This is a genomic window from Erythrobacter sp. (assembly GCF_030066995.1).
Taxonomy (GTDB): Bacteria; Pseudomonadota; Alphaproteobacteria; order Sphingomonadales; family Sphingomonadaceae; genus Erythrobacter.
In genome coordinates this window covers 140,928-158,346 of record NZ_JASJAP010000003.1, presented here as the reverse complement: position 1 = coordinate 158,346, position 17,419 = coordinate 140,928, and the positions used below count along the sequence as shown (strand labels likewise).

Sequence of the window (17,419 nt, the reverse complement as noted above, 5' to 3'; positions counted from 1 at the left end):
CGAAACTGCGAAGAGCGCTGGTGACGATCGGCCCGAACAGATCGGCCGGTGAAGATCGACGCAAGATCGACAGGAGCCCCCGCGTGAACGCCCCCTTTAACTCGCCCGAAGCGCAGTCCGAAGAGCGCAACCCAAGCGCGGGCATCGTCCCGTTCAATTGGGAGGATCCCTTCGATCTTGAAAGCCAGCTGACCGAAGACGAGCGCATGATCCGCGACGCAGCCAACGCGTTCGCGCAAAGCGAGCTGCAACCGCGCGTGATCGAGGCCTATCGCAACGAAGTTTCTGCGCCCGAGCTCTTTCCGCTTATGGGCGAGGCCGGTGTGCTTGGCGTCACCATCCCTGAAGCGTTCGGCGGGGTAGGCGCGTCCTATGTCGCCTACGGGCTCGTCGCGCGAGAGATTGAGCGGGTCGACAGCGGCTATCGCTCCATGGCGAGCGTGCAGTCGAGCCTCGTCATGCACCCGATCTACGCTTACGGATCGGATGAGCAACGCGCCCAATACCTGCCCGGTCTTGCGAAGGGTGAACTGATCGGCTGTTTTGGCCTGACCGAACCCGACGCGGGCTCGGACCCCGCCGGCATGAAGACCTGGGCCAAGAAGGATGGTGACGACTACGTCATTTCGGGCTCGAAGACCTGGATCTCGAACGCGCCCTTCGCCGACGTTTTCGTCGTCTGGGCCAAGAGCGAAGAGCATGGCGGCGGTATTCGCGGTTTCGTGCTTGAGAAGGGCATGGAAGGCCTTTCGGCTCCGAAAATCGAAGGCAAGATTTCGCTGCGCGCCTCGACCACGGGCATGATCATGATGGACGAGGTGCGCGTGCCCGCCAGCGCACTGCTGCCCCATGTACAGGGGTTGAAGGGTCCGTTCGGCTGTCTCAACCGCGCGCGCTACGGCATCAGCTGGGGCGCGATGGGCGCGGCGGAGTTCTGCCTGCACGCCGCGCGCCAATACGGCCTTGATCGCAAGCAGTTCGGCCGACCGCTTGCCGCAACGCAGCTTTATCAGAAGAAGCTCGCCGATATGATGAGCGATATCGCGCTGGGCCTGCAGGCGAGCCTGCGCGTCGGACGCCTGATCGATGAGGGCCGTTTCAGCCCGGACACGATCAGCATCGTCAAGCGCAACAATGTCGGCAAGGCCCTGGACATCGCCCGGATGGCGCGCGACATGCACGGCGGCAACGGCATCAGCGAGGAATATCAGGTGATCCGCCACGCGGTGAACCTCGAAACGGTGAACACCTATGAAGGCACGCACGACGTCCACGCGCTGATCCTGGGCCGCGGCATTACGGGTATCGCCGCGTTTTGATGGGCGGTCCCGGCGCAGCGTGCTCCAAGGTGTCCTACACGCCGCGCATCCGGCATAAGAGCGGCATGATTGCCGCGCGCGCCCCCTTTGCGAACCTGCCTCTCGAAGCGGGCGCGCAAGGGGCAGGATTTTTGCTTCAGGACAGTGTTCCAAGTGTTCCAAGCGTTCTCCACGTGCGACGAACCGAGCCTTGCGTCGGCCTTCGGATAGGCCGCGCGCGGTGATGCGACTCCACGGCTACTACCGAAGCTCGACCTCCTATCGCTTGCGTATCGCGCTGGAGCTGAAGGGCCTTGCCTACGAGAACGTGCCGGTGAACCTGCTCGCCGCCGAGCAGAAGAACGCAGCCTTCATCCGCCGCAACCCCTTCGCCTCGGTACCGATGCTGGAGGCGGACGGGCGCGACCGCGCTCAATCGATGGCGTTGCTGGAGTGGCTGGAAGAAGCCTATCCGCAGCCCCCGTTGCTGCCGGCTGACCTCGAAGCGCGCTACACCGTGCGCGAACTCACCTACGCGATCGCGACCGAACTGCACGCCCCGCTCAATCTGCCCGTGCTCAAATGGCTGAAAGACGAATACGGCAAGAGCCAGGACGAGATCGGCGAGTGGTATCGCCATTGGCTCGCGCGCACGTTGCAGCCGGTGGAGGCGCGGCTGGCCCAGCTGGACACGGGCGACTTCCTGATGGACGCCCCCGGCTTCTTCGAGATCGTCCTGCTTCCGCAAGTCTACAACGCCCGCCGCTTCGGCTACGACTTCGGCGAGAGCCCACGCATCGCCCGCATCGAGGCGGCCTGCCTTGCCCTGCCCGCCTTCCAGCGCGCGCACCCTGACAATCAAGACGACAATCCGGAGAGAGCCCGATGAAACTGGCCACACTGAACGACGGGACGCGCGACGGCAAACTGGTCGTCGTCTCGAAGGATCTTACACGCTGCTGCGCGGCGGGCTACATCGCGCCCACCTTGCAGGCTGCGCTGGACGACTGGGCGCGCATTGCGCCCGAGCTTGAAGTGCTCGCGCGCGATGTCGAACACGAAGTGGTCCCGTGCGAGCGCTTTCACGAGCGGCAAGCCCACTCCCCTTTGCCGCGCGCCTATCAGTGGGCCGATGGCAGCGCCTACATCAACCACGTCGAACTGGTGCGCCAGGCGCGCGGGGCGGAAGTGCCGGAGAGCTTCTACTCCGATCCGCTGATGTATCAGGGCGGCAGCGACGGCTTCCTGCCCCCGCGCGCGGACATCCCACTGCGCGACACCGCCTGGGGCTGCGACATGGAGGGCGAGGTTGCGGTGATCGTCGATGATGTGCCGATGGGCGTGAGCGCTGAGGCCGCTGCCGATCACATCAAGCTCGTTATGCTGGTCAACGATGTGTCCTTGCGCGGGCTGATACCGGGCGAGCTTGCCAAGGGGTTTGGCTTCTTCCAGTCCAAACCCGCCAGCGCCTTCTCCCCCGTCGCGGTGACGCCCGATGAGCTGGGCGAAGCGTGGAAGGACAGCCTCATCCACCTGCCGCTGATGGTCGACTATAACGGGGAGCCCTTTGGCCGGGCCGAGGTGGGCGCGGACGCAACGTTCAACATGGCGCAGCTTGTGGCGCACGCGGCCAGGACGCGCAGCCTGTGCGCGGGGTCGATCATCGGCTCGGGCACGATCAGCAACAAAGGCGCCGATGGCGGCCCCGGCAAGCCGGTCTCCGAAGGCGGGCTTGGCTATTCGTGCATCGCCGAGATTCGCATGATCGAGACGATCGCCGAGGGCGAGCCCTCAACGCGCTTCATGGCGCCGGGCGACACGGTGAAAGTGGAGATGCGCGATAAGGACAACCACTCGATCTTCGGGAGCATCGAGCAAAAGGTGGTGCAGGCCTAGCAGCGCGCATGGCTGCGCCGCTTTCCTACTCCCGACCGCCGCGATAGGATCGCGCCGTTCTTTCGCTTTGTCAGTCGCCTTTTCGGCAAGCGCCAGCCTAGGCGATGCGCTCAGATTTCAACCGGCGTGAAAGCGGTCGCCGCGTCGCCCGTGTTGGGAGTGCCCTCGGCGTCCATGATCAACACCTTCACCTCACCCTTGCGCGCTCTTGGGCAATGCTCGGTGCCGCGCGGAACGACGATCATCTCGCCCGCGCTCAGCGTCTCGGTGCGGTCGCGAAACGCAATGTCGAGCTCGCCTGCGATGACGAGAAACAGCTCATCGGTATCCGGGTGGGCGTGCCAGTGAAAGTCGCCTTCCAGCTTGGCGAGGCGCACTTCGTTGCCATTGTAGCGCGCGGCACGGCGCGGCGCCCAGCGCTCATCGAACAGCGCGAACTTGTCGGCGAGGTTGATCTTCCGGGGCATTCGAACTCCATCCCCTAGAAGACGACAACACTGCGGATGCTCTCGCCCGCGTGCATCAGGTCGAAGCCGGTGTTGATCTCCTCCAGCGTCAGCCGGTGGGTGATCATGGGATCGATCTCGATCTTGCCGTTCATGTACCAATCGACAATCTCGGGCACGTCCGTGCGCCCCTTGGCCCCGCCGAACGCCGTCCCGCGCCAGTTGCGCCCGGTCACAAGCTGGAAGGGCCGCGTTGCGATCTCCTTGCCCGCTTCGGCAACGCCGATGATGATCGAGGTGCCCCAGCCCTTGTGACAGCATTCCAGCGCGTCGCGCATCACATCGGTGTTGCCGGTGCAGTCGAACGAGTAGTCCGCTCCGCCATCGAGCATCTCCACGATCTGGCCAACCACATCTGTGGTCTCGCGCGGATCGATAAAGTCGGTCATTCCGAACCTCTCGCCCCACTCGCGCTTGGAAGGGTTGATATCGACCCCCACAATCCGGTTGGCGCCGGCCAGCTTGGCGCCCTGAATGACGTTGAGGCCGATGCCTCCAAGGCCAAAGACAACAACGTTGTCGCCCGGCTGAACCTTGGCGGTCTTTGTCACCGCGCCCACCCCCGTGGTGACGCCGCAGCCGACATAGCAGGTCGTCTCGAAGGGCGCGTCCTTGCGGATCCTCGCCACCGCAATCTCGGGCAGGACGATGAAGTTCGAGAAGGTCGAACAGCCCATGTAGTGGTAGATCGTCTGGCCCTTGTAGCTCATGCGCGAGGTGCCGTCGGGCATGACGCCCTGGCCCTGGGTCACGCGGATCGCCTGACACAGATTGGTCTTGCCCGAGAGACAGAACTTACACTGGCCGCATTCGGGCGTGTAGAGCGGGATGACATGATCGTCGGGCGCCACCGAGGAGACGCCGGGGCCAACCTCGCGCACAACGCCGCAGCCCTCGTGCCCGAGCACGCTGGGGAAGATGCCCTCGCTGTCGAGGCCGTCCAAGGTGTAAGCGTCGGTGTGGCAGATGCCGGTCGCCATCAGCTCGACCAGCACCTCACCCTCCTTGGGCCCCTCAAGATCGAGTTCCACGATCTCGAGCGGTCGCTTCGCCTCGAACGCGACGGCAGCTCTGGTCCTCATGATGTTCTCCCCTCCTGCTCACCGTTAGAGGCAGCACGAGGGGAGCGTCAGGTCAAGAGCCGCCTACTCGGCGGGCTCTTCTACCGAAGGAGTGGCAAGCGGCTTGTGCCCCTTGCGCGCGTCCATCACGTCGACAAAGCCATGATTCACGTCGCGGTGTTCGGCCTCGTCGGCCCGCACAGCGATGATGACGTCGCGCAGGCGCGCATCGGACGGCAATTGCCAGTAGTCGATCGCGATCTGCGGCGCGGGCACGTTCTCGTGGCGCCCGGCATCGACTTCGGCGAGATAGGCCGTGTAGCTGATGACCGCCTCTTCCTCGAAATAGCCGACCACCCGGTGCGCCGTACGCGGCGCGAACAGGTAGAGGAAGAAGTAGAAGTTGTAGAACACCATCTGCGTGATCGCGATAAGCGCGCGCTCAAACCAGTTGGGCTGCGCGATCTCGATGAACGTCATCAGGTGCATCCGCTCGTTTTCGGCCTCATCGAGCAGCGTGCGGATCCAGCCCTCATCATCGCGCATCGTACGCAGCGCGGTGAGATGCTGCCACAGCCCGCCGACCATGCCGGGCACAGCCGCAACCGTTTCCAGCACGACGGCGCGGTGACCGTAGCGCTTGGCAAAGAAGGTGTCCGCGACAAAACGCAACGCCTTCACGAAGGCAATGGCGACCTTGTCGCTCGCGTTTTGTGGAGGGACGTGGCTGTCGATCACGGCGTCGTAATTGACCTGCCGGATCATCGGTTGCGGTTTGATCTGTTTCATCTCAGGGGATTACCCAAATCTGACGCGACCCCTTCTACCTGACCCCATGTCCGGCGCCCTGGCCATGTCTTTTTTCGGCTCACCTCATATACGCATAAATCACGATTTTGCTCCCGAAACCGCCTCAACCAGTGTGCAGTCTGATGCAACAGTCAGAAGCCGAGACTCTCCGAGACTGCGGAATTTACAATCTTGCCTGCGTGCACATTGAGACCAGGGGCAAGATGCGGATCGTCTGCGCAAGCCTTCAGACCCTTGTTTGCCAGCGCCAGACCGAACGGAAGCGTCGCGTTGGTAAGCGCATAGCTCGACGTGTGGGGAACCGCGCCGGGCATGTTGGCGACGCAATAATGGATGATGTCGTCGACAAGGTAAGTCGGGTCTTCGTGCGTGGTGGGTCGAGACGTCTCGAAGCACCCTCCCTGATCGATCGCGACATCCACCATAACGGCGCGCCGCTGCATAAGGCCCAGCATATCGCGCGTCACCAGCTTGGGCGCGCTCGCGCCTGGGACGAGAACCGCGCCAATAACGATGTCGGCCTCAGCGATCGCGCGTTCAATTGTGCCGGTGTTGGAATACAAGGTAGTCACGCGCCCCAGAAACATCTCATCGAGCTGGCGCAGACGCGGCAGCGACCGGTCGATGATCTTGACGATCGCGCCCAGCCCCACGGCCATGTGCGCCGCCTGCGTGCCCACGACACCGCCGCCGATGACGACGACGCGCGCCGGATGCACGCCGGGGACACCGCCCATCAGCACGCCGCGTCCACCTTGCGGCGCGTGGCTCGCAATCGCCGCCGCCTCGATCGAAAGCCGCCCGGCGACCTCGCTCATGGGCGCAAGAAGCGGCAATGAACCGCCCGGAGCGGTCACGGTCTCATACGCCACCGCGGACACGCCCGATTCCATCAGCCCGCGCGCCTGCTCGGGATCGGGGGCCAGATGAAGATAGGTGAACAAGATCTGCCCTTCGCGCAGCTGCACCCACTCCTTTGGCTGAGGCTCCTTGACCTTCACGACCATTTCGGCGCGAGCGAAGACCTCCTCGGCGGTGTCGACGATCTCCGCACCGATCGATTGATAATCCGCATCGGTCTTGCTGATCCCGATCCCCGCATTGGTTTCAACGATCACGCGGTGTCCGGCGTCGACATATTCGCGAGCCGCTTCCGGTGTGAGGCCAACGCGGTATTCGTGGTTCTTGATTTCCTTGGGGACGCCGACCAGCATGATTCTCTCCTGCTCTCAGGACACTCGCGATACACTCAAATGCCCGCGTAACAAAATTACAACCGCAACACATATGGTTGCAACTGGAAATTGGCTCTGCGAGAGCCATCTTGAAGGCGATCGACGCGACGGGAGACACTGACATGACCGCATACCCTGACATCAAGATGCTGATCGGCGGCGAGTGGGTCGCGCAAGGCGGCGAAGGGACCATGCCGGTGGTCAATCCAGCTACGGAAGAGGCGTTCGCCTCGTGTCCCAAAGCCTCGAAAGAGCAACTCGACGCAGGCCTTGCCGCGGCGGATCAAGCGTTCGCCGGATGGGCTGCCACGCCGGGCGCGGAGCGGCACCGGATTATCCGCCGCGCAGCCGAATTGCTGCGCGAACGCTCCGAACGCATCGCCCGCGTCATCACCCTGGAAATGGGCAAGCCGCACGCTCAGGCGATCGGCGAGACGCAAAACGCTGCCGATCTCATCGATTTCCTCGGCGAAGAAGCCAAGCGCCAAGGCGGACGTCTCGTGCCCGTGCGCGGGCCGAACCTCCTCCAACAACGTGTGACGAATGAGCCGATTGGACCCGCTGCGCTTTTCACGCCTTGGAATTTTCCGATCAATCTGCCCGCAAAGAAGCTGGCGGGAGCCTTGGCGGCGGGCTGTTCGTGTCTTCTCAAACCCGCGGAGACAACGCCCGCTTCGGCGCAATTGCTCGTTGAATGCTTTGTCGACGCGGGCGTCCCTTCGGGCGCGATCAACCTCGTCTTTGGCGATCCGGCGATGATTTCCGAACATCTCATCACCGCGCCGGCGATCCGAAAGGTAAGCTTTACCGGCTCTACAGCTGTGGGGCGCAGTCTCGGCGCTCTCGCGGCGCAAGGGCTCAAGCGGTTCACCGCCGAGCTTGGCGGACACGCGCCGGTCGTGATTGGCGAGAGCGCCGACTTTGACCGGACCGTGGCCGCGTGCGCGGCGACCAAGTTCCGAAACGCGGGACAAGTCTGTGTAAGCCCCACTCGCTTCCTCGTAGCGCGCGGAATCTACGATCGGTTCGTGAGCGAGTTTGCAGCGCGCGCTGACAGCCTGAAGGTGGGCGATGCAAGCGCGGATGACAGCGTGGCGATGGGGCCGCTAGCTCACCCCGGACGGGTTGCAGCGATGGAAGACCTTGTCGGTTCCCTCGGCGGCGAAAAGGGCGAGGTGGTCACCGGCGGGGCGGCCATCGAAGGCGTGGGCAACTTCTTTCAGCCAACCATCGTCGCCGGGCCCTCAGCAGACAGCCGTCTCATGACCGAGGAGCCCTTCGGCCCGATCGCCGGTATCGTGCCGTACGACGACATTGAGGACGCCGTGCGCATCGCCAATTCGTTGCGCTATGGCCTTGCTGCCTACGCCTTCACCGGCTCGCTCGACGAGAGCCATTATCTCGGATCAGCGCTGAAAGCGGGTATGGTCGCGATCAACCATTTTGCCGTGGGATCGCCCGAAACGCCATTTGGCGGGATAGGCGACAGCGGGTTTGGCTCGGAAAGCGGCGTGGAAGGCTATCTCGGCTACACTCAGACCAAACTTGTGACAGTAGCCAAGTCAGCGCCGTAAGTCGCAATGGGCTTACGTATCACGGCGCAGCGCTCAGAAAAAGAACCGACCCAGTCGACCAAGCAGGCCGCGCCGTTTTGGCATAGGGCGTATGCGTCCGTATCGGGCCTGGCGGGAGAACTCGTCTCCAAAACACACTGTGCGGCCCATTGCGTCTGGCCCGCTCGAAACGAACGTTGGCTTTTCCATTTGTCGCGTCCCCGATTCGCGATAATGTTAGTGAAGGAAAGCTAACACATTTCCTGTGGATAACGAGTCCTTTTTTGCAACTGCGAAGCCAGCGCGCAACGTTCGGTCGAAAGAAGGGCCCAACGCCCGGTTTCGAACCGGACTAAACGCGACGTGCTCCGGCTTCGCGCACAGCCTTGAGCGTGGGATAACCGTTTACGGCCATGAGCAAATCGGCCTCGGCCAGGATCGATTTGAGGACGAAGGCCGCACCCCGATCCCCACCAAGCGCAAGGCCATATGTGTAGGGTCGCCCAACGCCAACCGCCGTCGCACCGAGCGCCAGAGCCTTGACAGCATCCGATCCCGATCGAACACCGCTGTCAAACAGAACCGGGACATTGCCTGCGGCTTCGACCACATCCTCGAGCATGTCGATGGTCGCGATACCGCCATTGGCCTGTCGTCCACCGTGGTTGGAGCAGTAGATCGCGTCGGCTCCCGTATCGACCGCGCGCTTTGCGTCTTCGGGGTGGCATATACCCTTGAGGACAATCGGAAGCTTCGTCACCGACTTGAACCACGCCATGTCTTCCCACGTCAGAACCTGCCCAAATGTTGCCGCCCAGGTAAAGATAGCCGCCCTCAAGTCCTCTTCGGGCGGCTTCTCCAGCAAAGAGCGGAAGACAGGATCGGTGAAATAGTTCTGCAGCACGCGCCCGCGAAGCTGCGGAAAATTCGAGGCGTTGAGGTCGCGCGGCCTCCACCCCGTCACCCAGGTATCCAATGTGACGACCAGCGCCGAGTATCCCGCGGTTTCGGCGCGCGCGATGAGGCTTTCGGCAAGGCCCTTGTGCTTTGGCGTGTAGAGCTGGAAGAAGGCCGGCGTGTCCCCACACGCCTTCTTCACATCCTCCATGGGATGGTTAGCCAGCGTCGAGGCGCAAAACGGAATACCCGTTTTTGCGGACGCGCGCGCCGCCGCCATGTCACCGTCTTTGTCTTGGGTAGCGTCGCCGTTGAGGCCGATCGGCGCCATAAACAAGGGCGTGGGGTAGCGGTGCCCGAACAGTTCGATCGAGAGATCCCGCTCCGCGCAATCGACCATCATGCGCGGGACCATGCCCCAATGGTGGAAGGCGCTGGCGTTCGTATCCTGCGTGTGCTCGTCGCCGCAACCGCCTGCAACGTAGTTCGTAAGACCCGGTCCAAGGGCATCGTGCGCGCGCTTTTCAAGAGTGGCAAAATCGACCGGAAATTCGGGCAGGACGCCGCTTAGTCCGGCGTTGTAGATCTCATTCTGTATCCCGCCGAAATTGAGGCCGGCGAACTTTTGCTTCGGCACCGCGTCCATATCTCACTCTCCCAGTTACGCTTGTCGGAAGAGTGCGCGAGCAACCCGGCGGGAGCAAGCGGTTTCAACGGGCCAGACGCTGGAGCTGCGGGCGCACTTTGAGAAACTGGATGTACAGCATTTCCAACGCGCCTAGGACCAACCGATTGCGCGCAATGAGCCCCAACGGTCGCAAAAGCGGGATCGCGCGCCACATCGCGGCAAACGCGGCGGCGCCAGAGACAATTTCGCCGTCCTCTTCGGCGTGAAAGCGGGCAAGCAGCTCGGCTTGATCGATCGGACATTTCGGATCGGCGCTATCGGAAACATCGACAAAGTCGATGACGCCCTTCTTGTCGAGGCGACGCATCACGCCGATTTCGCGCAGGCAGAGCGGACAAGCGCCGTCATACCAGACTGTCACTTTGTTCATGCCGAAGATACGAAAGCCGACGGCGAAAGGTTCCAGCATCACAATCAGGGACATCCATCGCCTGCCTTCAGGCTCGTTCGCTAGGGTCGCAGGCCCGTTTCCAGCGATCATTCTGGCGGTTCACTGCGCTAGAATATGCGCGTGCGCTTGCGGCAGGTTGCAAGCGTCAGCCAGCCTGCAAATCCCCTCTTGAACGGCTACGTTTCGTAGAGCATGTCGTCCTGCGTGGTTGGATGCCGACTTTTGATTTGGGAGTAAGAATACATGAACCTCGATTTTACGCCTGAGGAACAGGCGTTTCGCGATGAAGTCCGCGCGTTCATCGCTGAGAACCACCCCAAACACCTCGAAGGCATGGGCAACCGCGAAGATATGTCGTCCGAAGATATGACCGCGTGGCACAAGATCCTTGGGAAGAAGGGTTGGTCCGCCCCGGCGTGGCCGGTCGAGTATGGCGGCACAGGCTGGACACCGACGCAGCGCTACATCTGGTCCGAAGAAAACGCGCGTGTGGGTACCTTCATGCCCCTTCCGTTCGGTGTTTCGATGGTCGGTCCCGTTATCTACACTTTCGGCAACGATGAACAGAAGGCCAAGCACTTGCCCGGTATTCTGAGCGGCGATGTCTGGTGGTGCCAGGGCTATTCGGAACCCGGCGCTGGCTCGGATCTTGCGTCTCTCAAGACGACAGCCGTGCGCGCCACGGATTCCGAGGGCGATCATTATATCATCAACGGGCAAAAGACCTGGACGACCCTGGCGCAGCACGCGGATTGGGGCTTCTTCCTGTGCCGTACCGACCCGGACGCGGCCAAGCCGCAAGAAGGGATCAGCTTCATTCTGATCGACATGAAATCGCCCGGCGTCGAGGTGAAGCCGATCAAGCTTCTTGACGGCGGTTATGAGGTCAACGAGACTTGGCTTACGGACGTCCGCGTCCCGGTCGAGAACCTCGTGGGCGCCGAAAATCAGGGATGGACCTACGCAAAATTTCTCCTTGCGCATGAACGCAGCGGCATCGCTGGCGTGGCCCGCTCCAAGCGCGGGGTCGAAAAGCTGCGCGAGATCGCCGCGAACGAAACCATTGATGGCGATCCGCTGATTGACGACTTCGACTTCGCTCGCAAGGTTAGCCAGCTTGAGATTGACCTTACCGCCCTTGAAATCACCGAGCTGCGCACGCTGGCGAACGAACAGGCCGGCAAAGGCCCAGGCCCCGAAAGCTCGATCCTCAAGATCAAGGGAACCGAGATTCAGCAGCGCTTGACCGAACTCACTCTTGAGGCGGTCGGCAATTACGGGACGCCCTATTACGGCAGCATAGCGAAAGACACGGGATCGAACGAGTACCCGATCGGCCCTGACTACGCGGCGCATTCCGCCTCGACCTATTTCAACATGCGCAAAACCTCGATCTATGGCGGATCGAACGAGATCCAGCGCAATATCATCTCCAAGATGATCCTCGGCCTCTAGGCCGCCAGTCCCCAAAAAACAGACACTCCTTGGGAGAGACAATCCGTGGATTTTAACTTCACCGAAGAACAGGACATGGTGCGCGATGGTCTTTCGCGCATGGTGCGCGAGCAATACGACTGGGAAACCCGCCGCAAGGCGATCGAGAGCGAGGCGGGCTGGAGCCCGGAAATCTGGTCACAATTGGCAGAGCTGGGCATCCTCGGCATGCCCTTCAGCGAAGACGTGGGTGGCTTTGGCGGAGGTGCGATGGACGCAATGGTCGTCATGGAAGAGTTTGGCAAAGGACTGGTTATTGAGCCATTCGTGCCTACAGTCGTCTGCGCGGGCGGCTTTCTCAAACACGGTGGCTCCGATGCACAAAAGCAAGAGCATATTTCAGCGATCATTGGCGGCGAGCGAGTCTTTGCCTTCGCCTATGCTGAACCCAAGGGCCGCTATAACTACGCCGACCTTCAGACAACCGCCAAAAAGGATGGTGGCGGCTACACGCTCAATGGCCACAAGGCGGTCGTCATTGGCGCGCCCTGGGCAAGCCACTTGATCGTCACCGCGCGTACGAGCGGCGAGCGCCGGGACCAGGACGGTGTCAGTGTATTCATCGTCGAGAAAGCGACTGACGGCGTCGTCACGCGCGACTACGAAACGGTCGATGGCCGCCGGGCTTCGGAAGTCTACTTCGAAAACGTGTCGATCCCGTCTGACGCGCTCATCGGAGAGGAAGGCGCTGCCCTTCCCCTCATCGAACAGGTCGCGGACGAAGCAATTGCGGCACAATGCGCGGAGGCTTGCGGCGCAATGAAGGTCGCGCACTCCATGACGGTCGAGTATTCGCGACAACGCAAGCAGTTTGGGGTACCGATCGGCTCCTTCCAAGTGCTTCAGCACCGCATGGTCGACATGTATACAGCGTATGAGACATCGCTCTCCCTTACCTACCTGGCAACCCTCAAGCTGGACGCGCCCGAGCGCGAGCGCAAACGGCACGTTTCGGCGGCGAAGGTGGGCGTGGGCCAAGCGGCGCGCCTGATCGGCCAAGAGGCGGTGCAAATCCACGGCGGCAACGGCGTTACCGATGAGTACGCCATCGGGCACTACTTCAAGCGTCTGACGATCTTTGAGTCCGAGTTCGGCAATGTCGATCACCACATGAAACGGCACATCTCGCTAGCTTAGCGCTCGCTCCAATTTTGTCGCATTTGATCCTGGGGCCAGCCCGGTGTCCTACCTACAACTCTTATTGCTTGAGAGGAGGCCGGACGGCTTCCTTTAGCGTGAGCAAAGCACCGTCCACCACAAAGTCGCCTCTTGGTTTTCGGCCAAGGCCGCTTTAGCTCTTTTGCTGGATAGCGCAGGCCAGAGCTGAACAAAGGGGCTGATGCATGAGCGAGTTCACAGCCGATCGACTGCTCTTGTTCGGGGCCACGGGAGACCTTGCCCGTCGCAAACTACTGCCCTCGCTTTGCGCTCTTGATGCCGACGATCTGCTACCGGAAAACCTTCAGATCATTGCCACCGCTCGAAGCGGACACGATGATGAGGCCTATCGCGCCTTTGCCAAAGCAGCTCTTGAAGAGCATCTTCCCAACGATAGGCGCGCGCAGATAGGTCGGTTCCTGGGACGGTTAACCTATCAGCCGCTCGACGCCACCACGCTTGGAGGCTTCGCCAATCTCGCAGAAATTGTTGGTGCACCCGATCACGGCCTTGCAATTTTCCTCTCCACCGCGCCAAGCCTGTTCGGTCCGACCATCACGGGTCTTGAGCACGCTGGTCTCACCGGAGAGACCGTTCGCATTGGTCTTGAAAAGCCGCTGGGAAACGATCTGACTTCAAGCTGCGCCATAAACGACGCGGTCGCGAGCGCATTTCCGGAAGACCGGATTTTTCGAATCGACCACTATCTTGGCAAGGAAACGGTGCAGAACCTGCTCGCTCTGCGCTTCGCCAATATCCTTTTTGAGCCGATCTGGAATTCGAAATACATCAGCCATGTCCAGATCACCGTGGCCGAAACAGTTGGTCTCGAAGGACGGGTTGGCTTCTACGATGACGCGGGCGCGCTACGGGACATGGTGCAAAACCACATGCTCCAGCTTCTGAGTCTGGTGGCGATGGAACCGCCAACCAGCTTTGATGCAACCGCCGTTCGAGACGAAAAGGTAAAAGTCCTTCGCGCGCTTCGTCCTGCCAATGCAAGCGAGACTGTTACCGGCCAGTACCGCGCGGGCGCCATCGCCGGGGCGGCCGTGCTCGGCTATGATGAGGAGCTTGGAAAGGCTTCATCCACCGAGACTTTCGTAGCGATCAAGGCGCATCTGGACAATTGGCGTTGGAAAGGCGTTCCGTTCTACCTTCGCACCGGAAAACGCCTTCCTGAACGCGTGACAGAAATCCTCGTCCGATTTGCCGATGTGCCGCATTCCATCTTCACCGTAAACGGCTCGGGACAAAGCCCTGTTATGCGGCCCAACCATCTGCTGATCGGTATCCAGCCTGAAGAGAACATAACGCTTTCTCTCATGGCCAAAGTTCCGGGGCTCGATGAAGAGGGGCTGGCGCTACGGGAAGTGCCGCTCGCTATCGCGATGCCCGATGCCTTTTCCGAAGCGCATCGCAGGATCGCCTATGAACGCCTGCTCCTGGACCTTGTAAAAGGTGACCAGACCCTGTTTGTGCGCCGCGACGAAGTTGAAGCGCAATGGCACTGGATCGATGCTATCCGGGCGGAATGGCAGCGTCACGGGGTTACGCCGAAGACCTACACAGCGGGCAGTTGGGGGCCGAGCGCATCGATCGCCTTGGCCGAACGCGATGGAGTGAGCTGGCATGAATGATCTCAATCCAATCCTTCGCAAGGTGACCGATCGGATTATCGAGCGCTCCAAGCCTCGCCGAAACGCCTATCTCGATTTGATGCGGCGCGAAGCCGACCGCTCGCCTGAGCACACGGAAATAGCGTGTTCGAACCTCGCTCACGCTTTTGCCGGAGCGCTTGAGGATCAAGAGGCGATGAAAGACCGTCGCGGTCCCAATATCGGCGTTGTTACCGCGTACAACGACATGCTTTCGGCGCATCAACCCTATGGCCGTTATCCGGATCGCCTGAAGGTCTACGCCCGCGAAGTCGGTGCAACTGCGCAAGTCGCAGGAGGAACACCAGCGATGTGCGACGGCGTGACGCAAGGCGAAGACGGGATGGAGCTCTCGCTCTTCAGCCGCGACGCTATCGCTTTGTCGACCGGCGTGGCGCTCAGTCATCAGATGTATGACAGCGTCGCTTGTCTTGGAATCTGCGACAAGATCGTGCCGGGCCTGCTGATCGGCGCGCTTCGGTTCGGCCACCTTCCCGCCGTCTTTGTTCCCTCCGGTCCAATGCCTTCAGGCATCTCGAACAAGCAGAAGCAGGAAACCCGCCAGCAATACGCCGCTGGTGCGGTCGGCCGAGAAAAGCTGCTCGAAAGCGAACTCAAGAGCTACCACTCACCCGGAACCTGCACCTTCTACGGGACGGCCAATTCCAACCAGATGCTGATGGAGATGATGGGTCTGCACGTGCCAGGGGCCGCGTTCATATCGCCCGGTACGAAACTGCGACAGGCGCTCGACCGGGCGGCGGTGCACCGGCTCGCACAACTCTCCGAAACGCGCGAACGCTCCCTGGCGCAGGTCGTCGATGAGAAGGCAATTGTGAACGCGGTGATTGGCTTGTTGGCCACCGGCGGCTCCACCAATCACGCCATTCACCTGCCGGCAATCGCACGGGCTGCTGGCATCTCGCTCGACTGGAACGACATTGCTGAATTGTCGAGCGTCGTTCCGCTAATGGCAAGGGTTTATCCCAATGGTTCCGGCGACGTAAACCAGTTTCACGATGCTGGCGGGATGGGTTTTATCGTCGCCGAACTGCTTGATGCAGGGCTGGCCCATGGCGACATTCTCACAATCTGGGAGAGTGGGTTTGAGACCTATTCGCGCGCGCCCGTCCTCACCGAAAAAGGCGATCTGACGTGGCAAGATGTCGGCCCATCAAGCGACGATACAATGCTGCGTCCGGTCGGCGATCCGTTTCAGAGCGATGGCGGCATACGCCTGCTCACCGGGAATCTGGGCCGCGCGTGTTTCAAGACATCGGCGGTGCCGGCCGACCGGCTCACGGTCGAAGCTCCAGCCCGCGTTTTCGAGACGCAAGCTGCTGTAAAAGAAGCCTTTAAGGCCGGAGAGCTTGATCGTGACGCGGTTGTCGTGATCCGTTTCCAAGGCCCCCGAGCGAATGGTATGCCGGAATTGCACGCGCTCACGCCAACCCTTGGCCTCTTGCAGGATCGCGGCCACCATGTGGCACTCGTTACCGATGGACGCATGTCGGGCGCGAGCGGAAAGGTGCCGGCGGCAATCCACACTACGCCCGAAGCGCTGGGGGGCGGCCCTTTAAGCCGGCTGAGGGATGGGGACATTGTCAAGGTGTGCGGCGCTACGGGAACGCTCTCGACGGCGGCCGACCTTGCCAGTCGAGAACCGGCGATCGCCCCCGAGCCCGAACTGGGCGTTGGCAGAGAATTGTTCCGAATAATGCAAACCCACGTCGATAGCGCCGAAAGCGGAGCTTCGGCCATGCTCGCCAGCGCCGGCCTCTGAACCCGGTGGAGGTTTCGAGGCAGATCGTCGCCGTTGATATCGGTGGTACGCACGCGCGCTTTGGAATCGCGACCTTTGAACCGGATGGCGCGATCACATTGGGCAAAGTGCGGACGCTCAAGACACGCGATTACCGCGCGCTCGAAGACGCTTTTTCGGCCTATCGGTCCGGTCTTGGCGATGCGTTGCCCCGCGCTGCATCCATCGCGATGGCCGGCCTGGTCGAAGGCGACGTCATACCCTTCACGAACAATCAATGGACGCTCCATCGCAAACACCTCAAAAATGAGTTCGACTTCGAACGCTGCCATGTCGTTAACGATTTCGAAGCGGTGGCCCACGCCGTATCGCAAGCCGCCAGCGATCAGTTTCTGCACTTGGCAGGTCCATCGGGGGACTTACCCAGGTTTGGAACAGTCAGCGTCGTTGGCCCTGGGACGGGACTTGGTGTAGCCCACTTCCACCGCGAGCGAGACGGAAGAGCCCTCGTCCAATCAACCGAAGGCGGTCACGCCAGTTTTGCCCCGGTGGATAGGTTCGAGCGCGCCTTGTACGAACGATTGAAGGCTCACTTCGGCCGGGTTTCGACGGAGCGCGCGCTGTGCGGTCCCGCTATCGCTGAGTACTATGAAGTGCTCTGCGAACTCGAGGGACTGGCGGCACCACGCAAAGAGGAAATCGAGATTTGGAGGACTGGGCTGACCGGAGAGGACCCCTTGGCCGCGAAATCGATTGGCCGATTTTGCGACGCGCTCGGATCGGTGACCGGCGATATCGCGCTGGTGCACGGAGCCCGAGGCGTGGTGATCGCGGGAGGCCTGGGTTCGCGGCTACGCGCAGCATTGCCCGCGTCGAATTTCCATTCCCGTTTCACGGACAAGGGACGTTTCACACCACATATGGAAGGTCTGCCTGTAAAACTCGTAACGCTTGCTGAACCGGGACTTGTCGGAGCGGCGGTTGCCTACGCGCGCGCGTCCCAGAGATAGAG

At 61.5% G+C, this 17,419-nt stretch carries 15 protein-coding genes; 9 read left to right on the top strand and 6 right to left on the bottom strand.

Going from position 1 to position 17,419, the window contains the following annotated elements; all coding sequences use genetic code 11:
* The first annotated feature begins 143 nt into the window (after positions 1-143).
* The 3 genes from QNI87_RS09280 to QNI87_RS09270 all read left to right on the top strand — a co-directional run bounded on the left by QNI87_RS09280 (position 144) and on the right by QNI87_RS09270 (position 3,194).
* Complete coding sequence (locus tag QNI87_RS09280) at positions 144-1,319, top strand: acyl-CoA dehydrogenase (RefSeq protein ID WP_300596101.1); 1,176 nt, start codon at positions 144-146, stop codon at positions 1,317-1,319.
* 223 nt (positions 1,320-1,542) lie between these two features.
* Positions 1,543-2,187 carry a maleylacetoacetate isomerase gene (gene maiA, locus QNI87_RS09275; RefSeq protein WP_300595931.1) on the top strand — a complete coding sequence of 215 codons (645 nt, stop codon included), beginning with the start codon at positions 1,543-1,545 and terminating at the stop codon, positions 2,185-2,187.
* On the top strand, positions 2,184-3,194 hold the full coding sequence (locus QNI87_RS09270) for a fumarylacetoacetate hydrolase family protein (protein WP_300595930.1): 1,011 nt from the start codon (positions 2,184-2,186) through the stop codon (positions 3,192-3,194). The genes maiA and QNI87_RS09270 overlap by 4 nt, the downstream gene beginning before the upstream one ends.
* Positions 3,195-3,304: 110 nt before the next feature.
* Here the strand turns inward: QNI87_RS09270 and QNI87_RS09265 are convergent, their stop codons facing one another.
* The 4 genes from QNI87_RS09265 to ald all read right to left on the bottom strand — a co-directional run bounded on the left by QNI87_RS09265 (position 3,305) and on the right by ald (position 6,785).
* A complete protein-coding gene (locus QNI87_RS09265) occupies positions 3,305-3,661 on the bottom strand; it encodes a cupin domain-containing protein (protein WP_300595929.1) in 357 nt (118 codons plus the stop codon).
* Positions 3,662-3,675: 14 nt separating this feature from the next.
* Complete coding sequence (locus tag QNI87_RS09260; RefSeq protein ID WP_300595928.1) at positions 3,676-4,782, bottom strand: S-(hydroxymethyl)glutathione dehydrogenase/class III alcohol dehydrogenase; 1,107 nt, start codon at positions 4,780-4,782, stop codon at positions 3,676-3,678.
* 63 nt (positions 4,783-4,845) lie between these two features.
* Positions 4,846-5,526, bottom strand: a complete 681-nt coding sequence (locus QNI87_RS09255) for an alternative oxidase (protein ID WP_300596100.1) — start codon at positions 5,524-5,526, stop codon at positions 4,846-4,848.
* A gap of 176 nt (positions 5,527-5,702) precedes the next feature.
* Complete coding sequence (gene ald, locus QNI87_RS09250; RefSeq protein ID WP_300595927.1) at positions 5,703-6,785, bottom strand: alanine dehydrogenase; 1,083 nt, start codon at positions 6,783-6,785, stop codon at positions 5,703-5,705.
* Positions 6,786-6,928: 143 nt separating this feature from the next.
* Here ald and QNI87_RS09245 point away from each other — a divergent pair, with 143 nt between their 5' ends.
* A complete protein-coding gene (locus QNI87_RS09245) occupies positions 6,929-8,380 on the top strand; it encodes an NAD-dependent succinate-semialdehyde dehydrogenase (protein WP_300595926.1) in 1,452 nt (483 codons plus the stop codon).
* Between the two features lie 331 nt (positions 8,381-8,711).
* On the opposite strand, the gene QNI87_RS09240 is transcribed toward QNI87_RS09245, so the two are convergent.
* Positions 8,712-9,902 (bottom strand): alpha-hydroxy-acid oxidizing protein, encoded by a 1,191-nt coding sequence (locus QNI87_RS09240; protein WP_300595925.1) that lies wholly within the window; start codon positions 9,900-9,902, stop codon positions 8,712-8,714.
* A 64-nt stretch (positions 9,903-9,966) separates the two neighbouring features.
* Positions 9,967-10,314 carry a DUF393 domain-containing protein gene (locus QNI87_RS09235; RefSeq protein ID WP_300596099.1) on the bottom strand — a complete coding sequence of 116 codons (348 nt, stop codon included), beginning with the start codon at positions 10,312-10,314 and terminating at the stop codon, positions 9,967-9,969.
* Between the two features lie 264 nt (positions 10,315-10,578).
* Between QNI87_RS09235 and QNI87_RS09230 the strand changes: the two genes are divergently transcribed.
* The 5 genes from QNI87_RS09230 to QNI87_RS09210 all read left to right on the top strand — a co-directional run bounded on the left by QNI87_RS09230 (position 10,579) and on the right by QNI87_RS09210 (position 17,417).
* Positions 10,579-11,790 carry an acyl-CoA dehydrogenase family protein gene (locus QNI87_RS09230; protein ID WP_300595924.1) on the top strand — a complete coding sequence of 404 codons (1,212 nt, stop codon included), beginning with the start codon at positions 10,579-10,581 and terminating at the stop codon, positions 11,788-11,790.
* A 45-nt stretch (positions 11,791-11,835) separates the two neighbouring features.
* A complete protein-coding gene (locus QNI87_RS09225) occupies positions 11,836-12,966 on the top strand; it encodes an acyl-CoA dehydrogenase family protein (protein WP_300595923.1) in 1,131 nt (376 codons plus the stop codon).
* Positions 12,967-13,172: 206 nt separating this feature from the next.
* A complete protein-coding gene (zwf, locus tag QNI87_RS09220) occupies positions 13,173-14,627 on the top strand; it encodes a glucose-6-phosphate dehydrogenase (RefSeq protein WP_300595922.1) in 1,455 nt (484 codons plus the stop codon).
* Positions 14,620-16,428 carry a phosphogluconate dehydratase gene (gene edd / locus QNI87_RS09215; RefSeq protein WP_300595921.1) on the top strand — a complete coding sequence of 603 codons (1,809 nt, stop codon included), beginning with the start codon at positions 14,620-14,622 and terminating at the stop codon, positions 16,426-16,428. Before zwf ends, edd begins: the two co-directional genes overlap by 8 nt.
* A 5-nt stretch (positions 16,429-16,433) precedes the next feature.
* Positions 16,434-17,417 carry a glucokinase gene (locus QNI87_RS09210; RefSeq protein WP_300595920.1) on the top strand — a complete coding sequence of 328 codons (984 nt, stop codon included), beginning with the start codon at positions 16,434-16,436 and terminating at the stop codon, positions 17,415-17,417.
* The last annotated feature ends 2 nt before the right edge of the window (positions 17,418-17,419 follow it).